16 protein-coding genes and 1 tRNA gene are annotated in these 16,516 nt (G+C 68.0%); 11 read left to right on the forward strand and 6 right to left on the reverse strand.

The features are described 5' to 3' along the window. Positions 1-9: 9 nt before the first annotated feature. Together HMPREF9710_RS26065 and HMPREF9710_RS26070 are read right to left on the reverse strand one after the other, a co-directional pair. A complete protein-coding gene (locus HMPREF9710_RS26065; RefSeq protein WP_005671491.1) occupies positions 10-744 on the reverse strand; it encodes a DsbC family protein in 735 nt (244 codons plus the stop codon). 10 nt (positions 745-754) lie between these two features. Beyond that, positions 755-1,987 (reverse strand): FAD-dependent monooxygenase, encoded by a 1,233-nt coding sequence (locus HMPREF9710_RS26070; protein WP_040778557.1) that lies wholly within the window; start codon positions 1,985-1,987, stop codon positions 755-757. A gap of 152 nt (positions 1,988-2,139) precedes the next feature. On the opposite strand from HMPREF9710_RS26070, the gene HMPREF9710_RS26075 reads away from it, so the two are divergent. Both HMPREF9710_RS26075 and HMPREF9710_RS26080 read left to right on the forward strand, forming a co-directional pair. Then, positions 2,140-2,215: transfer RNA gene (locus tag HMPREF9710_RS26075), tRNA-Phe, on the forward strand. Between the two features lie 347 nt (positions 2,216-2,562). Next, positions 2,563-2,907, forward strand: coding sequence for a zinc ribbon domain-containing protein YjdM (locus HMPREF9710_RS26080; RefSeq protein ID WP_005671495.1), 345 nt, complete (start codon positions 2,563-2,565; stop codon positions 2,905-2,907). Positions 2,908-2,920: 13 nt separating this feature from the next. On the opposite strand, the gene HMPREF9710_RS26085 is transcribed toward HMPREF9710_RS26080, so the two are convergent. Next, complete coding sequence (locus HMPREF9710_RS26085; RefSeq protein ID WP_005671498.1) at positions 2,921-3,796, reverse strand: class I SAM-dependent methyltransferase; 876 nt, start codon at positions 3,794-3,796, stop codon at positions 2,921-2,923. 170 nt (positions 3,797-3,966) lie between these two features. Between HMPREF9710_RS26085 and HMPREF9710_RS26090 the strand changes: the two genes are divergently transcribed. The 4 genes from HMPREF9710_RS26090 (at position 3,967) to uvsE (ending at position 8,873) form a co-directional block, all read left to right on the forward strand. After that, the gene (locus HMPREF9710_RS26090) at positions 3,967-5,847 is read left to right on the forward strand and encodes a tetratricopeptide repeat protein (RefSeq protein ID WP_005671500.1); all 1,881 of its coding nucleotides are present in this window, start codon (positions 3,967-3,969) and stop codon (positions 5,845-5,847) included. Between the two features lie 232 nt (positions 5,848-6,079). Beyond that, complete coding sequence (locus tag HMPREF9710_RS26095) at positions 6,080-6,664, forward strand: lipocalin family protein (RefSeq protein ID WP_005671502.1); 585 nt, start codon at positions 6,080-6,082, stop codon at positions 6,662-6,664. Positions 6,665-6,882: 218 nt separating this feature from the next. After that, on the forward strand, positions 6,883-7,818 hold the full coding sequence (locus tag HMPREF9710_RS26100) for a CAP domain-containing protein (RefSeq protein ID WP_229409941.1): 936 nt from the start codon (positions 6,883-6,885) through the stop codon (positions 7,816-7,818). Positions 7,819-7,964: 146 nt separating this feature from the next. Continuing rightward, positions 7,965-8,873, forward strand: a complete 909-nt coding sequence (uvsE, locus tag HMPREF9710_RS26105; protein WP_005671506.1) for a UV DNA damage repair endonuclease UvsE — start codon at positions 7,965-7,967, stop codon at positions 8,871-8,873. Here the strand turns inward: uvsE and HMPREF9710_RS26110 are convergent. Genes HMPREF9710_RS26110 through ssuE form a run of 3 tightly spaced genes read right to left on the reverse strand, consistent with a single transcriptional unit; the run spans position 8,853 to position 11,344 of the window. Beyond that, complete coding sequence (locus HMPREF9710_RS26110; protein ID WP_040778559.1) at positions 8,853-9,563, reverse strand: alpha/beta fold hydrolase; 711 nt, start codon at positions 9,561-9,563, stop codon at positions 8,853-8,855. The two genes, uvsE and HMPREF9710_RS26110, sit on opposite strands and share 21 nt — an antisense overlap. Positions 9,564-9,623: 60 nt before the next feature. Next, complete coding sequence (ssuD, locus tag HMPREF9710_RS26115; RefSeq protein WP_005671509.1) at positions 9,624-10,775, reverse strand: FMNH2-dependent alkanesulfonate monooxygenase; 1,152 nt, start codon at positions 10,773-10,775, stop codon at positions 9,624-9,626. A 17-nt stretch (positions 10,776-10,792) separates the two neighbouring features. After that, on the reverse strand, positions 10,793-11,344 hold the full coding sequence (gene ssuE / locus HMPREF9710_RS26120) for an NADPH-dependent FMN reductase (RefSeq protein WP_005671511.1): 552 nt from the start codon (positions 11,342-11,344) through the stop codon (positions 10,793-10,795). Between the two features lie 193 nt (positions 11,345-11,537). On the opposite strand from ssuE, the gene HMPREF9710_RS26125 reads away from it, so the two are divergent. From HMPREF9710_RS26125 to HMPREF9710_RS26145, 5 genes are read left to right on the forward strand one after another with little or no spacing between them, the layout of a single operon-like run. Beyond that, positions 11,538-12,752, forward strand: coding sequence for an acyl-CoA dehydrogenase family protein (locus tag HMPREF9710_RS26125; RefSeq protein WP_005671513.1), 1,215 nt, complete (start codon positions 11,538-11,540; stop codon positions 12,750-12,752). Between the two features lie 5 nt (positions 12,753-12,757). Then, on the forward strand, positions 12,758-13,573 hold the full coding sequence (locus tag HMPREF9710_RS26130) for a methionine ABC transporter ATP-binding protein (protein ID WP_005671515.1): 816 nt from the start codon (positions 12,758-12,760) through the stop codon (positions 13,571-13,573). Continuing rightward, positions 13,566-14,228: a methionine ABC transporter permease gene (locus HMPREF9710_RS26135; RefSeq protein WP_005671517.1), complete on the forward strand. Its 663-nt coding sequence runs from the start codon at positions 13,566-13,568 to the stop codon at positions 14,226-14,228. The genes HMPREF9710_RS26130 and HMPREF9710_RS26135 overlap by 8 nt, the downstream gene beginning before the upstream one ends. A 33-nt stretch (positions 14,229-14,261) precedes the next feature. After that, on the forward strand, positions 14,262-15,107 hold the full coding sequence (locus tag HMPREF9710_RS26140) for a MetQ/NlpA family ABC transporter substrate-binding protein (RefSeq protein WP_005671519.1): 846 nt from the start codon (positions 14,262-14,264) through the stop codon (positions 15,105-15,107). Then, on the forward strand, positions 15,107-16,498 hold the full coding sequence (locus HMPREF9710_RS26145) for an LLM class flavin-dependent oxidoreductase (protein ID WP_005671522.1): 1,392 nt from the start codon (positions 15,107-15,109) through the stop codon (positions 16,496-16,498). The genes HMPREF9710_RS26140 and HMPREF9710_RS26145 overlap by 1 nt, the downstream gene beginning before the upstream one ends. Positions 16,499-16,516 lie beyond the last annotated feature (18 nt).

Below are 16,516 nucleotides of genomic sequence, written 5' to 3' on the forward strand. Positions count from 1 at the left end.
GCGGCTGCCTTATTTCGCCGGCTTCGCTTCCAGCGAATCGAACTTGGCTTCGAGCGACTTCAGGTCGATCGCGCCCGGGATGCGGGTGCCGTCGCTGAAGAAGATGGCCGGCGTGCCGGTGATGCGCAGCTTCTGGCCGAGCGCCAGCACCTTGTCGTTCGGCGATTCGCAGGCCGCCGGCGCCGCCGGCGGCACCTTGCCGTTGATCATCCAGTCATCCCAGGCCTTGTTGCGGTTCGGCGCGCACCAGATGTTCTTCGACTTCGTGAACGAATCCTGGGACAGGATGTTGTACATGAAGGTGTAGATGGTGACGTTGTCGATCTCGGCGAGCGTCGTCTGGCGCAGGCGCTTGCAGTAGCCGCAGTTCGGGTCCTCGAACACCGCGATCACGCGCTTGCCGTTGCCCTTGACCTGCTTGAGCGCCATCTCGAGCGGCAGGTCGCTGAACTTGATCTTGTTGATGTCGTCGATGCGTTCGCGCGTCAGGTTGCGCGAACTCTTGACGTCATACACCTGGCCGATCACGAGGAACTCGCCCTTCTTGTCGGTATACAGGATGTCGCCCGCGACCCGTACCTCGTACAGGCCGCCATACGGGGTCTCCTTGACCGACTCGATCTTGGCGCCGCCCAGGTGCGGTTCGAGCGCCTTCTTGATGTTTGCCTCGACCGTGTTCTGCGCATCGACGCACGATGCGAGCAGCGCCGTCGCCAGCAGGACGGCGAGCTTCATTTTGACCATGCTTGGTTCCTCAGATTGATGACTTGCCCATCGCATGCGCCATCAGGCGCCGCTTCAAAGCAGGCATTTTATCAAGCAAGTTGAGTCCAAGATTGCGCATGACGCGTACCGGCTCCAGATTGGCCCCGAACAGGCGCTCCAGGCCATCGGTCGCCAGTTGCATCATGACCACGTCTTCCTTGCGCTTGCGGGCATAGCGCGCCAGCACCCGTTCGTCGCCGATGGCGCGCCGCTCCTCGCGCTCGCGCACGGCGGCGAGCAGGTCGACCACGTCGCCGAACCCCAGGTTCATGCCATGCCCGGCCAGCGGGTGCACGGCGTGGGCGGCGTCGCCCACCAGCGCCACGCGCGGCGCCACGATCGCATGCGGCTTGACCAGCGCCAGCGGCACCGCCGCCACGGCCTCGGGTTGCAGCGGACGCAGGGCGCCCAGCTTGTCGTCGGCGTACTCGCCGAGCCGGATCGCCAGTTCGCCCAGCGACTCGTCCATCAGGGTGTCGGCCAGGGTCTCGGGCGCCGACCACACCAGCGAGACGCGGTTGCCCGGCAGCGGCAGCAAGGCGATGATGCCGTCGGCGCAGGTGAACCACTGATGGGCCACGCCATGGTGCGGCTTGTCGCAGGCGAAGTTGGTGACGATGGCGCGCTGGTGGTACATGCGGTAGTCGACGCCGATGTCGCACTGCCCGCGGACCCAGGATTCGCGGCCGTCGGCCCCGACCAGCAGCGCGCATTCGATGCGGCGGCCGTCTTCCAGGCGCAGCGCGGCGCCCTCGTCGCTGCAGGTGAGCTCGCAGGCCCGGCCTTCGATGCGCTGCACGTTGTGGGCGAACTTGAGCGCGGCATCCAGCGCCCCGTTCAGGTTATGGTCTTCGACGATCCAGGCCAGGGTGCCGACCCGGGCCCCGAAGGCGTCGAAACCGAGGTTGCCGCCGTTGTCGCCATCGCCATGCACGTCCATGGCGTCGACCGCGGCGACCCGCGCCAGGTCGAGGGCGCCCCAGACCTTGAGCGAAGCCAGCAGGTCGTGGGCCGTATGGTTGAGCGCATAGACACGCACGTCCCATGGACGTTCCGCGGCCGAGGCCATTGATGACGCCTCGGCCCCGGGACGCGCGGGCGGAGACAGCAGGGTCACGCGATGCCCGGCCTGGGCAAAGCCGAGGGCGGTGGTCTTGGCGATGGCGCCATTGCCGACGATGCAAACATCGGTCCGGGTGGTGGAGGTCGTGGGCGTGGTCATGGTGCTCATTATAGCGATATGCCAACCCCGCACCTCGCCGGCGTCGCCATGCCTGGACGGCGGCGCCGGGACCAATCTGCCGCCTGACACAGATAAAGCGTTCGAGAGCACTTGCGCAACTGAAAATCGCTGGCTATAATCATGCCTCTCTTGGCCTGGTAGCTCAGTTGGTAGAGCAGAGGATTGAAAATCCTTGTGTCGGTGGTTCGATTCCGCCCCGGGCCACCAAGAATAGCGAAAAAACGCCAACCTTCACCGGTTGGCGTTTTTTTTCGCCTGCGATCGCCATGGCCGAGGATCGTGTCCTGCCGGGAAAGCACCCTGCCGGGAAAGCGCCCGGAAGCGCTCAGGCGGGTGGCGCAAGGGGCAACCTGCGTGTTTCCTTCTGGTATCATGCGTGCTGACTGATGGTTGTCGGCGCCGGAGTGATATCGGAGCCGCCCCGCGCGGCTACCGCATGCGATACGCTGCGGCCATGCCGCGCCTTGTCCGATGGCGCGCAGCCGGTCCGGCGGCGTCCGACCAGCCTCCCTATTGCGGCCCTCCCGGGCCAGCGTTGATTTTTCAAGGTTCACATGCACACCCTTCCTGCCTGCCCCCAATGCCAATCCGCCTATACCTATGAAGATGGCGGCGGCCAATATGTGTGCCCGGAATGCGCCCATGAGTGGCCGGTCCAGGCGGCCGCCGCGGCGGCCGAGAGCGTGCGCGTCTACAAAGATGCTTCAGGCAATATCCTCCAGGATGGCGACACCGTCACCGTGATCAAGGACCTCAAGCCGAAGGGTTCGGGCGGCGTGATCAAGCAAGGCACCAAGGTCAAGAATATCCGCCTGGTCGATGCCGACCACGACATCGACTGCAAGATCGACGGCTTCGGCGCCATGAGCCTCAAGACGGAATTCGTGCGCAAGGTGTAAGCACGCCCGGCGCCTAGTGCAGCGAACCCGCCGCTTCGCGGGTCAGCACGATCTCGAGGTATTCGGCCGGCGCCACCATCGAATCCGGCCCGGCCGTGTTGAAACGGTCGATCAGGGCCAGCAGGTCTTGCTCGAGCGCGTCGGCGGCGGACGGCGCAAGGGCGGCGAACGCCCGGTTCAGCGGTCCGTAGTAATCGCGGAACACATGCACCCAGTGCGTGGGCGACGCGTAGCGGAAGTTGAACATCCTGCGCGTGATGCGCGCCTGGAGCGCGTCGGCGCCGAACAGCTGGCGCACATGGTCTTCATTTCCCCACAGTAGCGGCGACGCCAGCCCGGGCGGCGGCGCGATGTGCTTGCCGACCGCCTTGAACAGCTGGCCGATGAAGCCCTCGGGCGTCCAGTTCGCCATGCCGATGCGTCCGCCGGGCCGCACCACGCGCCGGATCTCGGCGGCGGCGCGCGCCTGGTCGGGCGCGAACATCACGCCAAAGGTGGACAAGGCCACGTCAAAACTGGCGTCCGGGAACGGCAGCGCCTCGGCGTCCGCTTCGCGAAAGTCGATCGCCAGGCCTTCGGCGGCGGCGCGCGCCCGCCCCTTCTCGAGTAGCGCCGGCACGTAGTCGGTGGACGTGACGCGGGCGAAGCGGCGCGCCGCGGCCAGCGTGGCGTTGCCATTGCCGGCGGCGACGTCGAGCACGCGCTCGCCGGCGCGCACGTCGGTGGCCTCGGCCAGCAGTTCGCCGACGATCTGCAGCGTGACGCCGACGACGGCGAAGTCGCCGCTGGCCCAGGTGGCCTGCTGGCGCTGCTTGATCGCGGCCAGGTCGGGACCGGCGGCGCCCGGACCCGCTTGGGGCGACGGCGAGGGTTGGACTGGCTGAGTCATGATCCATCTCCTTGAGCTGGCAGGTTTTCGATATGACTGGCCGCGCCACCCATGGTTCGACGCTATACCTTGCGCCTTCTCAATCCTGAGGTGGGAAATCAGCCCGCCGCTGCGACTCCAAGAACAAGCCAGGCACCGCAGACACGGCGCCGCCTCGGAGGATTCCCATCATGAAACCGCGCCTTGTTCCGCGTGGCATTGCCGTCGCAATCGTCATCCTTGCCATCGCCGTCATCGGCGCAGTGGCGCTCGCCGCCATGCCGTCGCTCTGGTCGGGCCGCGGCACGGCCAATACCGGTTTCGACCCGCTGTTCGCCGGGGCCGCCGGCGCCACCTGCGCGCCGGCGCGCGCCGGTGCGCCGCCCCTGCTGGCCCACCTGGTGCAGGCCCAGACCCAGGCCCAGGCCCAGGCAGAAACCCGCCCCTTCGCGCCGGGCCAGCAGGCGCCGGCCAGGCCGGGCGCCAAGCCCGCGGACAAGCCGGGCAAGGCCGCGCCGCCGCCCCTGTACGACAACCTGGGCAAGCTGCACGTGCCGATCACCACCGCCAGCAAGCGCGCCCAGGCCTATTTCGACCAGGGCATCCGCCTGACCTTCGCCTTCAACCATGCCGAAGCGGCGCGCGCCTTCCGCGCCGCGCAAGACGCCGACCCGGACTGCGCCATGTGCTACTGGAGCGAGGCGCTGGTGCTGGGCCCGAACATCAACGCCCCCATGTTCCCCGAGGCCGTGGCGCCGGCGGTGGCCGCCGCGGCCGAGGCGAGCCGCCTGGCGCCGCGCACCCGCCCCGAAGAGCAGGCCGTGATCCGCGCCGTGGCGCGCCGCTACAGCCTTGACGCCGGCGCCGACCGCGCCGCGCTCGACAAGGCCTATGCCGATGCCATGGCCGAGGCGGCGCGCGACTTCCCGACCCACGACACCATCCAGGTGCTGTTCGCCGAATCGCTGATGGACCTATCGCCCTGGGACTACTGGGCGGCCGGCGGCGCCCGGCCCAAGAACCGCACGGCCGAGCTGGTCGCCGCGCTCGAGAAAGTATTGGCGCGCAACCCGACGCATGCCGGGGCCGCCCACTACTACATCCACGCGATGGAAGCCTCGGCCCGGCCCGAGAAAGCCCTGCCCGCCGCGCGCGTGCTGGCAAGCCAGATTCCCGGCGCCGGCCATATCGTGCACATGCCCTCGCACATCTATTACCGGCTGGGCATGTACCGCGACGCGCTGCGCGCGAATGTCCTGGCGGTCGCCACCGACGAACGCTACTTCGCCGACGCGGCCAGCGACCCCGTCTACCGCGGCGCCTACTACCCGCACAATATCCACTTCGTGATGGTATCGGCCCTGATGGGTGGCGACGGTCGCACGGCGCTCGAAGCCGCGGGCAAGCTCGACAAGGTGATCACGCCCGAGCTCCTGACAGCCATCGGCGCGCTGCAGCCGGTCAAGTCGGCGCCTTACTTCGCCCATGTCCAGTTCAGCGATGCGGACACCCTGCTCGCGCTGCCCGACCCGGGACCCCAGTTCGTGCTCGTGCAGGCGATGTGGCATTACGCGCGCGCCGTCGGCCATGCGCGCAAGGGCGACTTCGAGGCGGCCGCACGCGAAGTCGCCGCCCTCGACAAGATCGAGAAGAACGGCGACTTCAAGGCGGTGAACGACTGGAACATTCCCGGCCGCGAGATCGTCCAGACCGCCCGCTCGGTGGCCCAGGCCAGGATCGCCGATGCGCGCGGCGACCTGCCGCGTGCGGTCAACGCCTACCGCAGTGCGATCGCGGTGCAGGATTCGTTGCCCTATATGGAGCCGCCCTACTGGTATTACCCGGTGCGCCAGTCGCTCGGCGTGGCGCTCCTGCGCAGCGGACAGCCGGACGCCGCCGAAAAGGTCTTCCGCGACTCGCTGGCACGCACCCCAAGCAATGGCTGGGCATTGCGCGGGCTGATGGAGGTGTACCGCAAGCGTGGCGACGAAACCGCGCTCGCGGCCGTGCAAAAGCAGTTCGCGACCACCTGGCTTGGCAAGCCGGACGGGCCGGCACTGTCCGCACTCTAGACCTTTGGCATGCCCGCTTGCGCGGCCTGGTCAAGCCTTGCCGAGCGTCGCGCGCCCGCGCCGGATGTCGGCGGCAACGACGGCTTCCTGTCGGTCGTCCTCACCCATGGCGCATGCTGGATCCACCATGGCGCTGGGCATGCCGCTGTCATGCGGCGCGGATGTAAATCATGCGACACAGCAATCCCATTGTCACTTATGCTAGGAGCCCGAATATTTACAAGAGGTTCCGATGAACGCCAAGCCTTCGTTCTTCGCGTCGTGCGCCGCCCTGGTCCTGTCCGCCCTGTGCGCCGTTCCGGCGCTGGCAGCGGACAGCGCCCGGCCGTTGCAGCCGATCGAATCGCTCGTGGTGCCGCGCTATATGGGCGTCTGGTACGAGATCGCAAAACTCCCCAACGATTTCCAGAAAAAATGCGTCGGTGACACCACCGCCACCTACACCCTGGGCGAGGATGGACGGGTGCAAGTCGTCAATCGCTGCCGCACCGCCGAGGGCAAGTTCGACGTGGCCGACGGCGTGGCGCGCCAGCTCGGCGGCGCCACCTCGCCCAAGCTCAAGGTGCGTTTCGCGCCGGCGATCCTGTCCTTCATCCCGATGGTGTGGGGAGATTACTGGGTCATCGACCTCGACGAGAAATACCAATTGTCCGCGGTGAGCGAACCCAAGCGCGAATACCTGTGGATCCTGTCGCGCACACCGCAGGTCGAACCGGCCGACTACGACGCCCTGCTCACACGCCTCACGGCCCAGGGACTGGATGTGTCCAGGCTGGTGCGCACCCCGCAAACCCAGTTGCAGCAGCCCGGGCAATAATAAGTCCGGAAGCGCCATCCGGTCATTCCCGCCACAGCCCCGAACGGCCCGGCAAGCCTGGAAATCCAGGCAGCCGTCCCCATCTTCAACAGCAGCAGGAGTCGCAAACGACGCCGAGATCCGGCCGGCGTTTGCGCCATCCAAATCCTTGCCGCCCAGGCAATATCCTTAGCCATGCACCGGCCTCGCCGGCTGCCGTGCCGTCCTTGAAGAGTTCGATGTCCGGTCCGATGCCCTTCCTCGCATTCCGCCTTGCCCTTCCGACCTGGATCGCCGTGGCCGCGCTCTTGCCGGCGCCGCCTGCCGCACAGGCCGCCGCCTCATTTGCTTCAGCCTCTGTTTCCGCCTCCGCTCCCGCCAACGGTGGCGATCCGCTGGCGGCGCTGGTCAACGCCTACCGCGCCGATCCCGGCGCCTGCGACGGCCATCCCGCCGCGCCGGCTAACGCGCTCGATCCGCAACCGGCCCTGGCCCAGGTACGCATCGGCGCCGGCACCTTCATCGAATCCGCACTCGAACGCGCCGGTTACGCCGCCGCGCAGGCACAGGCGGTCTACGTCACCGGCCCCGAGGATGCGCAGGCCGCCATGACCGTGCTGGCGCAAAAATACTGCAAGGTACTGCTGAGCGATCGTTTCTCGGCGGTCGGCAGCTATCGCGAGGGTGTGACCTGGACCGTCGTGCTGGCACAACCGGCGCCGCCGCTGCCCTCGGCCACCTATCCCGACTGGCGCGAAGCCGGGCACGCGATCCTGGATGAAGTCAATGCTGCGCGCGCCAGTGCCCGTTCCTGCGGCAAGCAAGCGTTCCCGGCGGCGCCGCCCCTGAGCTGGAACCCCGCGCTGGGCGACGCCGCACTGGCCCATAGCCGCGACATGGCCACGGGACGCTACTTCAGCCACCGCGGCAGGGATGGCAGCCAGGCCGCCGAGCGCGCCCTGCGCGCCGGCTACAGCTGGCGCCGGGTGGGTGAAAACATTGCCTTTGGCCAGCGTTCGCCGCGCGAAGCCGTCGAAGGCTGGCTCGACAGCCCCGGACATTGCGCCAACATCATGAACCGCGCTTTCACCGAGATGGGCGCCGCCTATGGCGTCACGCCCGAGCGGCAGACCGGCGTCATCTACTGGACCCAGGTGTTCGGCGCATCGCGTTAAGCGCCGCAGCCACCGGGCCGGCCCATGCCTGCCCCGCCTTCGACCCGGATTGCGCGCCGAGCCGTGCCGCCCCCACAAGCTGCTTCAGATAGACTTCCCCTCAACATCAACCTCCCGTGCGCGTCTCGCTGCGCCGCCCTTTCCACATGCTCCAGTCCGCCCCGCAACCACGACTCGGCCTCGTCTGCATCACCGTTTCCAAGGACGTGCGCTACCGCGCGCTCACGCGCAAGCGCCTGCTCGAGCATTCGGAAGATGGCCAACGCCGCTTGCTGGAAGACATTTATCGCGACAATATCCAGACCCTGGACAATGCGCTGCGTTACTGCGAGCGCGAAGGCATCGCCCTCTACCGCATGCCCTCGTCGATCTTCCCGTTCTCGGATACGCCGTTCGGGCTGGACGTCCTGCAACAGTTCAAGGAAACCCTCGGCCGCTCGGGCCGGCGCGCGATCGAGCGCGGCATCCGCCTGGTGATGCATCCCGACCAGTTCGTGGTGCTCAGTTCGGACTCGGAAGACGTCGTGGCCAACAGCGTCAAGATCTTGCAGATGCACGCCGACATCATGGATTTGCTGGACCAGCCGCGTTCGCCCTGGGCGCTGCTGGAAATCCATGGCGGCAAGGCCGACCGCGAAGACAAGCTGGTCGCGCGCATTGCCGAACTGCCGGACGCGATCCGCTGCCGCATCGGCCTGGAGAATGATGAATACGCCTACAGCGCCGACGAGATCCACGCCGTGTGCGTGCGCGCCGGCGTGCCGATGGTGTTCGACGCCCACCACCACATCGTCCACGAAAAGCTGGACAGCTACGAGCATCCGAGCGTGGCCGAGATGGTGAGCAAGGCGCGCGCCACCTGGCCCGACCCGGCCCAACAGCTGGTGCATATCTCGAACGGCCGCGAAGGCTTCAACGACCGCCAGCATTCCGACCTGATCGCGACGATGCCCTCGTCCTACCTCGCCGCGCCGTACATCGAGATCGAGGCCAAGCTCAAGGAAGAGGCGATCCGCGGCCTGGATGGCTGGTGTTCAAGGTTCGCGACAACGTAGGGGCGGCAGCGCTTCCAACCACGGCACGATCACGTCGCACAATGCTTGCGGCGCCTCCAGCGGAATCATGTGTCCGCTGTCCTCGACCAGCGCGAACTGCGCCCCCGCGATGCCCGCATGCAGCTCCTGCGCTTCTTCCAGGCTGCGCAGGCGGTCGTGCCCCGCCGCGACCACCAGGGTCGGACAGCGGATCTCGCCCAGCAGATGCAGGTCGCCCGGCCGCTCGACCATCGACTGGTTGCGAAACGCCACGCCGCCCAGCCGCACGCCCATCGTGCGCACGCGCTCGATCAGCGCCTCGTTGTCCACCTCGCGCGGATGCAGCGAGCTGGCGATGGCGGTGCGGCTCAGCCCCGCGAACGAGACGGACGGCGCCGCTCGCGCCACCGTGCGCTTGCCCTGGCGCACGGCGTCGGAATCGGGCCGGGTCGAAGTGGCGATCTGCACCAGCGCGCGCACGCGTCCGGGCGCCTGGCGCACCATCTCGCGCGCGACATAGCCGCCCATCGAGAAGCCGATCAGGATGAAGGACGGCGGCGCCTCGGCCAATGCGCGGCGCGCCAGGTCCTCGAGGGTGGAATCATGACGCAGGTCGGCATGCGCCAGCGGGCCGAAGGGGGCCAGCCGGTCGCGCATGTCGTCCCACAGCGTCTCATCAAGCATGTAGCCTGGAACCAGCAGGATAGTCATCGCGCCATCATAGCAAAGCGCGCTGACGGCGCGGGGTCAGGCCAACCTTCAGGCTACCTTTCAGGCAGCCTTCCTGGGCAGGATGTCGCTCGCCATCATCTCGCCGAACGGGCCGGTGATCGACTGCTCCCCCTGCTCCGTTCCTTTCCCCAGCAGCGGGAACACCAGTTCGGCGAAGCGGTACGATTCTTCCAGGTGCGGATAGCCCGACAGGATGAAGGTCTCGATGCCGAGATCCGCGTACTCGCGCATGCGCGCCGCCACCGTCTCGGGGTCGCCCACCAGCGCCGTCCCCGCCCCGCCGCGCACCAGGCCCACGCCGGCCCACAGATTGGGCGAGACTTCGAGCTGGTCGCGCCGCCCGCCATGCAGGGCCGCCATGCGGCGCTGGCCGACCGAATCCATCTTCGCGAACGCGGCCTGGGCCTTTGCAATGGTGTCGTCGTCCAGGTGGCTGATCAACTCGTCGGCCGCGCGCCAGGCTTCTTCATTGGTCTCGCGCACGATCACGTGCAGGCGGATGCCGAATTTGAGCGTGCGGCCGTGCTTCGCGGCCCGCGCGCGGATGTCGGCCAGCTTCTCGGCCACCGCCGCCGGCGGTTCGCCCCAGGTCAGGTAGACGTCCATCTGCTCGGCGGCCAGTTCGTGGGCCGGCTCGGACGAACCGCCGAAGTACAGCGGCGGGTACGGTTTCTGCACGGCCGGATACAGGGTCTTGGCGCCCTTGACCTGGATGTGCTTGCCCTCGAAGTCATAGCCCGCCGCGCCTCCTTCTCCCGCCATGCTGGCGCGCCAGACCTTGAAGAATTCGCGCGAGATCTCGTAGCGCTTGGTGTGATCGGCATACAGGCCGTCGGCTTCGAGCTCGCCCTGGTCGCCGCCGGTGACGACGTTGATCAGCAGGCGCCCGTTCGACAGGCGGTCGAAGGTGGAGGCCATGCGCACCGCCAGCCCGGGCGTCGACAGACCGGGACGGATCGCGACCAGGAATTTCAGCCTGGTGGTGGCGTTGATCAGCGACGAGGCAACGATCCAGGCGTCCTCGCAAGAGCGCCCGGTCGGCAGCAGCACGCCGTCGTAGCCGAGGGTATCAGCGGCGACCGCGACCTGCTTCAGGTAATCGGCGTTGACCGGGCGCGCGCCCTTGGTGGTGCCGAGATAGCGGCTGTCGCCGTGGGTGGGGATGAACCAGAAGATGTTGGGAGTCGACACGGTAAGTCCTCGGTGATTCATGCAGCGGCGGCGGTCTGCGCGCGCGCCTGGAGTTCGGCGTCCAGCTGTTCAATACCCTCGGCGACACGACCGGCGATCGGGCCCGCCAGGCGCGTGCCGCGCTCGCTGTCCCAGGCGATCTGCTCGGACGTGGCATAGATGCTGGACAGGATGGCGCGCGCCGACATCGAGGCCAGTACCGGGCGCAGCGCATAGTCGAGCGCCAGCAGGTGCGACTGGCTGCCGCCGGCCGCGAGCGGCAACACGACCTTGCCGCGCAGGCCGTCCTGCGGCAACAGGTCGAGGAACAACTTGAGCATGCCGGTGTAGGCCGCCTTGTAGATCGGCGTGGCCACCACCAGCGCGTCGGCCTGGGCCACCAGCGCCAGCGCGCGCGCCAGCTCCGGGTCATGCGCATCCATGCGCAGCAGGGCGGGACCGGGCAGTTCGCGCACCTCGAGGCGCGTCGTGCGCCAGCCGTGGACGGCGAGTTTTTCTCCGACGTGCTGCAACAGGCGGCTGCAGGACGACTGCGACGACGGGCTACCGCCCAGCAAGATGACGCTCATGGTGAGTTCCAGTTCTGACAACGATCGCCACAGCGTACGCCGCGCGCACGATCGACCCAACGAATCGTTTCGCTCATCGATATGCGTTTGCCGTTTTAACTTTTCGCGCATATTCATGGCCGGATTTCTTCGTTCACGCGGCGCCGGCTAGCGATGCAAGATGGCAGCTCACCCAATACCGGCACACAGCCCCATGTCTTCCATCCTGCAGCAATTGCGTCCACAAGACGACCACGCTACCGCGGCCAGATCCGGCCCGCTGGCCATCGCCGCCGACTTGGCCGAGCGCCTGGCCGCCACCGCCGTCGAACGCGACCGCGCCGGCGGCCACCCGAAGCACGAGCGCGAACTGATCCGCGATTCAGGCCTGCTCACGCTGTCGATCCCCGTTGAATTCGGCGGCCAGGGCGCCGACTGGGCCACCGTGATGGCGGCCGTGCGCATCCTGGCCAAGGCCGACAGCGCGCTGGCCCACCTGTTCGGCTTCCATCACCTGCAGCTGGCCGGCGTCCAGCTCTACGGCACCGAGCTGCAGCAGCGCAGCCTGCTCACCGCCACCGTGCGCCAGAAGCTGTTCTGGGGGAACGCCCTGAACCCGCTCGACAAACGCACCCGCGCCGTCGCCTCGCCGGCCGGCTATATCCTGGACGGCGTGAAGAGTTTTGCGTCGGGCTCGGTGGGTTCCGACTGGTTGACGGTGTCGGCTTGGGACAGTGAAGCCGACGCCGCCCTGATCGCCGTGGTGCCGACCGAGCAGGCCGGCGTGCACGTGGAAGCCGACTGGGACGCCTTCGGCCAGCGCCAGACCGACAGCGGCAACGTCCACTTCGAGAAGGTCTACCTGCCGACCGCGCTGGTGCTGCAGGCCCCCGGCCAGGCGCCGACCGCCCGCTCCACCCTGCGCTCCCAGGTCGCCCAGCTGGTCATGGCCAATCTGTACCTGGGCATCGCCCAGGGCGCCTTCGATGCCGCGCGCGATTACACGCTCGAGCAGGCGCGCCCCTGGTTCGCCTCCGGCGTGGACGATGCGATCGACGACCCCTTCACCCAGCACCGCTACGGCCAGCTGTGGCTGACCGTGCGTCCGGCCGCGCTGCTGGCCGACGAGGCCGCGCGCCAGCTCGACGCCGCCATCGGCAAGGGCGACGCCGTGACGGCGCGCGAACGCGGCGTCGTCGCGATCGCCGTGGCCGAAGCCAAGGTGCTGGCGCACCGCGCCGCGATCGAGATCAGCAACCAGATGTTCGAACTGCTCGGCGCGCGCGCCACGTCAAGCCGCTTCGGCTTCGACCGCTTCTGGCGCAACGCGCGCGTGCACACCCTGCACGACCCGGTCGACTACAAGCTGCGCGACCTCGGGCGCTACGCGCTCAGCGGCCGCGTGCCCGATCCAACGCCCTATTCCTGACCGACATGACAGCTTCCGTCCCAGTCATCCGCGTCGAGCGCGCCAGCAAGGCTTTCCCGCTGCCGGAAGGCGGCCGCTTCGACGCCGTGCGCGAAATCTCGCTCGACGTCCTGCCGGGCGAGATCTTCGGCCTGGTCGGCCGCAGCGGCGCCGGCAAGTCGACCCTGCTGCGCCTGATGAACCTGCTGGAAAAGCCCGACAGCGGCAGCATCACGGTTGCCGGCCAGGAGCTGACCGCCCTCGGCGCGCGTGAGCTGCGCGAGGCACGGCGCCGCATCGGCATGATCTACCAGCACTTCAACCTGCTCGCCAACGCCACCGTGTTCGAGAACGTGGCCTTCCCGCTGCGCATCCACGGCGCGATGAACGCGCCGCGCCTGAAGGCGCGCGTGGCCGAATGCCTGGAGCTGGTCGGATTGCAGGGCAAGGCCGGCAGCTATCCGGCGCGTCTATCGGGCGGCCAGAAGCAGCGGGTGGCGATCGCACGCGCCCTGGCCAGTTACCCCACGGTGCTGCTGTGCGACGAGCCGACGTCGGCGCTCGACCCGGACACCACGCGCAGCGTGCTCGATACGCTGCGCGACATCAACGCGCGCCTGGGCGTGACGATCGTCATCGTCAGCCACGAGCTGCAGGCGCTGGGCAGCCTGTGCCAGCGCGCCGCCGTGGTCGAAGATGGCCGCATCGCCGAACTGTTCGACCTGCGCGACCACAGTGCGCCGCGCAAGACCTCGCTCGGCCGCGAACTGGTCTACCACGCCGCCGAAGCCCATGCCGCCGAAGTCCATGCCGGCCTTCCGCCAGGAGAGCTGCATGCTTGAAAAATTCCTGCTCGTCGCGCCCGAGCTGTGGCGCGCCTTCGGCGAAACCCTGCTCATGCTCGGCATCGGCCTCTCGGCCGCAGTGCTGCTGGGCGGTCCGCTCGGCGTGATCCTGTTCCTCAACGGCTCGGGCGAACCAGGTCGTGGCCGCAGCATCGGGAAAGTGCTGGGATGGCTGGTGAACACCGTGCGCTCCTTCCCCTTCATCATCCTGATGGTGGCCCTGGTGCCGTTCACGCGCATCGTTGCCGGCACCTCGATCGGCCCGCTGGCCGCCAGCGTGCCGCTGTCCTGCGCCGCCATCCCCTATTTCGCGCGCCTGGTCGAACAGCAGCTGCACGAAGTGCCGCGCGGCGTGATCGAGGCCGCCGAAGCGATGGGCGCCACGCGCCTGCAGATCGTCACCCGGGTGCTGCTGCTGGAGGCTCGGTCCGGCCTGGTGCTGGCGCTGACCGTGTTGGCCATCAGCTTCCTGTCGTATTCGGCGGTGGCCGGCGTGGTGGGCGGCGGCGGCATCGGCGACCTGGCCATCCGCTACGGCTACTACCGCTTCGAGACCGACGTCATGGTGATCACGGTCGCGATCCTGATCGCCATGGTGCAGCTGATCCAGTTCGGCGGCGGACGCATCGCGCGCCGCCTGGACAAGCGCTGAACCGTTCATGAAAAGAGAAACGGAAGGAATCCCATGAACCTGAACCGCCGCATCCTGCTCGCCAGCCCGCTGATCCTGGCGATCGTCCTTGCCGTCGCCACCAATGCGCAGGCGAAGGACCCGAAGGAAATCGTCATCGGCACCAGCGCCGGGCCGTATGCCGACCAGGTCAGGCTGGGCATCAAGCCCATCCTCGAGAAACAGGGCTACAAGGTGCGCATCGTCGAATTCAACGACTACATCCAGCCCAACTTCGCGCTGGCCGAGGGCGCGCTCGACGCCAACGTGTTCCAGCACGTGACTTATCTGGACCGCTTCAAGGCCCAGCACAAGCTGCAGCTTTCCGAACTGGTGAAAGTGCCGACCGCGCCGATCGCGATCTACAGCCGCCGCCACAAGAGCCTCGACGCCGTGAAAAACGGCAGCACCGTGGCGCTGCCCAACGACCCGACCAACCAGGCGCGCGCACTGGTCATGCTCGATCAGCTGGGATGGATCAAGCTGAGGCCCGGCTTTGATCCGATCCGCGCCTCGGAGCGCGACGTGGCCGCCAATCCGAAGGGCGTCAAGCTGCTGCCGCTGGAGGCGGCACAGCTGCCACGCTCCCTGCAGGACGCCGACTACGCCTTCGTCAACGGCAACTACGCGCTGGCCTCCGGCCTCAACTTGCGCGACGCGCTGCGCACCGAGAAGATCTCGCCGGCCTACGCCAACCTGGTAGCGGTGAGGACGCTCGACCGCGACAAGCCTTTCGCGCGCGACCTGGCCGCTGCGTACAAGTCGCGCGCCTTCCTGGACGTCACCAACAGGCATTTCGCCGACTACGCCTCGACCGACTACCAGCTGGCGCTGCAATCGCCTGCCGGAGGAGCCAGGTAATGGCGCGCCGCATCCGCTTCAACGCCTTCCAGATGAATACCCCGAGCCACCAGTCGCCCGGGCTGTGGACCCATCCGAGGAGCGACAGCGAGCGTTACCTGACGCCCGGCTACTGGGTCGAGCTGGCGCAGCTGCTGGAGCACGGCGGCTTCGACGCCATCTTCCTCGCCGACGTGCTGGGCGTGTACGACGTCTACCGCAAGGGACCGGAAGCCGCGCTGCGCCACGGCGTGCAGGTGCCGCTGAACGACCCACTAGCCCTGGCGCCGCTGATCGCCCACGCCACCACGCGCCTCGGGATCGGCGTCACCGCCGCCCTGACCTACGAACACCCGTACACCTTCGCGCGCCGCATGTCGACGCTCGACCACCTGAGCGGGGGCCGGATCGGCTGGAACATCGTCACCGGCTACCTCGACAGCGCCGCGCGCAACCTGGGCCTGGGCCAGCAGCTCGGCCACGACGAGCGCTACGACCTGGCCGACGAATACATGGAGGTCGTCTATAAACTGTGGGAGCGCAGCTGGGAAGACGGCGCGGTGAAGCGCGACAAGGAACGCACTGTTTACACCGACCCGGCCAGGGTGCATCCGATCCGGCACAAGGGCCGCTACTACGAAGTGCCGGGCTTTCACCTGTGCGAGCCGTCGCCGCAGCGCACGCCCTTCCTGTACCAGGCCGGCGCCTCGCCGCGCGGCGCCCGTTTCGCCGCGCGCCATGCCGAAGCCACCTTCATCAGCGGTCCGAGCAAGGCGGTGGTGAAACGCGGCGTCGACGCCGTGCGCGCCGCCGCGCGCGCCGAAGGCCGCGATCCGGATGCGCTGCTGGTGTACGCCCAGGCCCTCGTCGTCACCGGCGCCACCGAGGCCGAGGCGCAGGCGCGGCTCGCGGAATACCGGCGCCACGTCGACGTCGAGGCCGCGCTCACCCTGCTGTCCGGATGGACCGGCGTCGATTTCGCGCGCCACCACCTGGACGACACCATCGAGTACATCGACACCGACGCCGGACGCTCGGCCCTGGCCTCTCTCAGCGCTGCCGACCCGGGCCGCGACTGGACCGTGCGCGAAGCGGCCGAATTCATCGGCCTGGGCGGACGCGGCCCCATCATCGTGGGCGACCCGCGCCAGGTGGCCGACCAGCTCGAATCCTGGATCGACGACACCGGCGCCGACGGCTTCAACCTCGCCTTCGCGCTGCCGCTGGAAGACATGACGCTGGTGGTCGAGCACATCGTGCCCGAACTGGCGCGGCGCGGCCGCTACGACGCCGCCCCACGCGGCGGCACGCTGCGCGGGCAACTGCTCGGCCAGGGTCCGCGCCTGGCGCCCGGCCATCCGGGCAGCCGGGTCGAGATCGCATCCCCGCTGTCTGGCATCCAGGCAGCTTGAATCACCACATCAAAGGAC

This window comes from Massilia timonae CCUG 45783, from assembly GCF_000315425.1.
GTDB classification, from domain to species: Bacteria; Pseudomonadota; Gammaproteobacteria; order Burkholderiales; family Burkholderiaceae_D; genus Telluria; species Telluria timonae.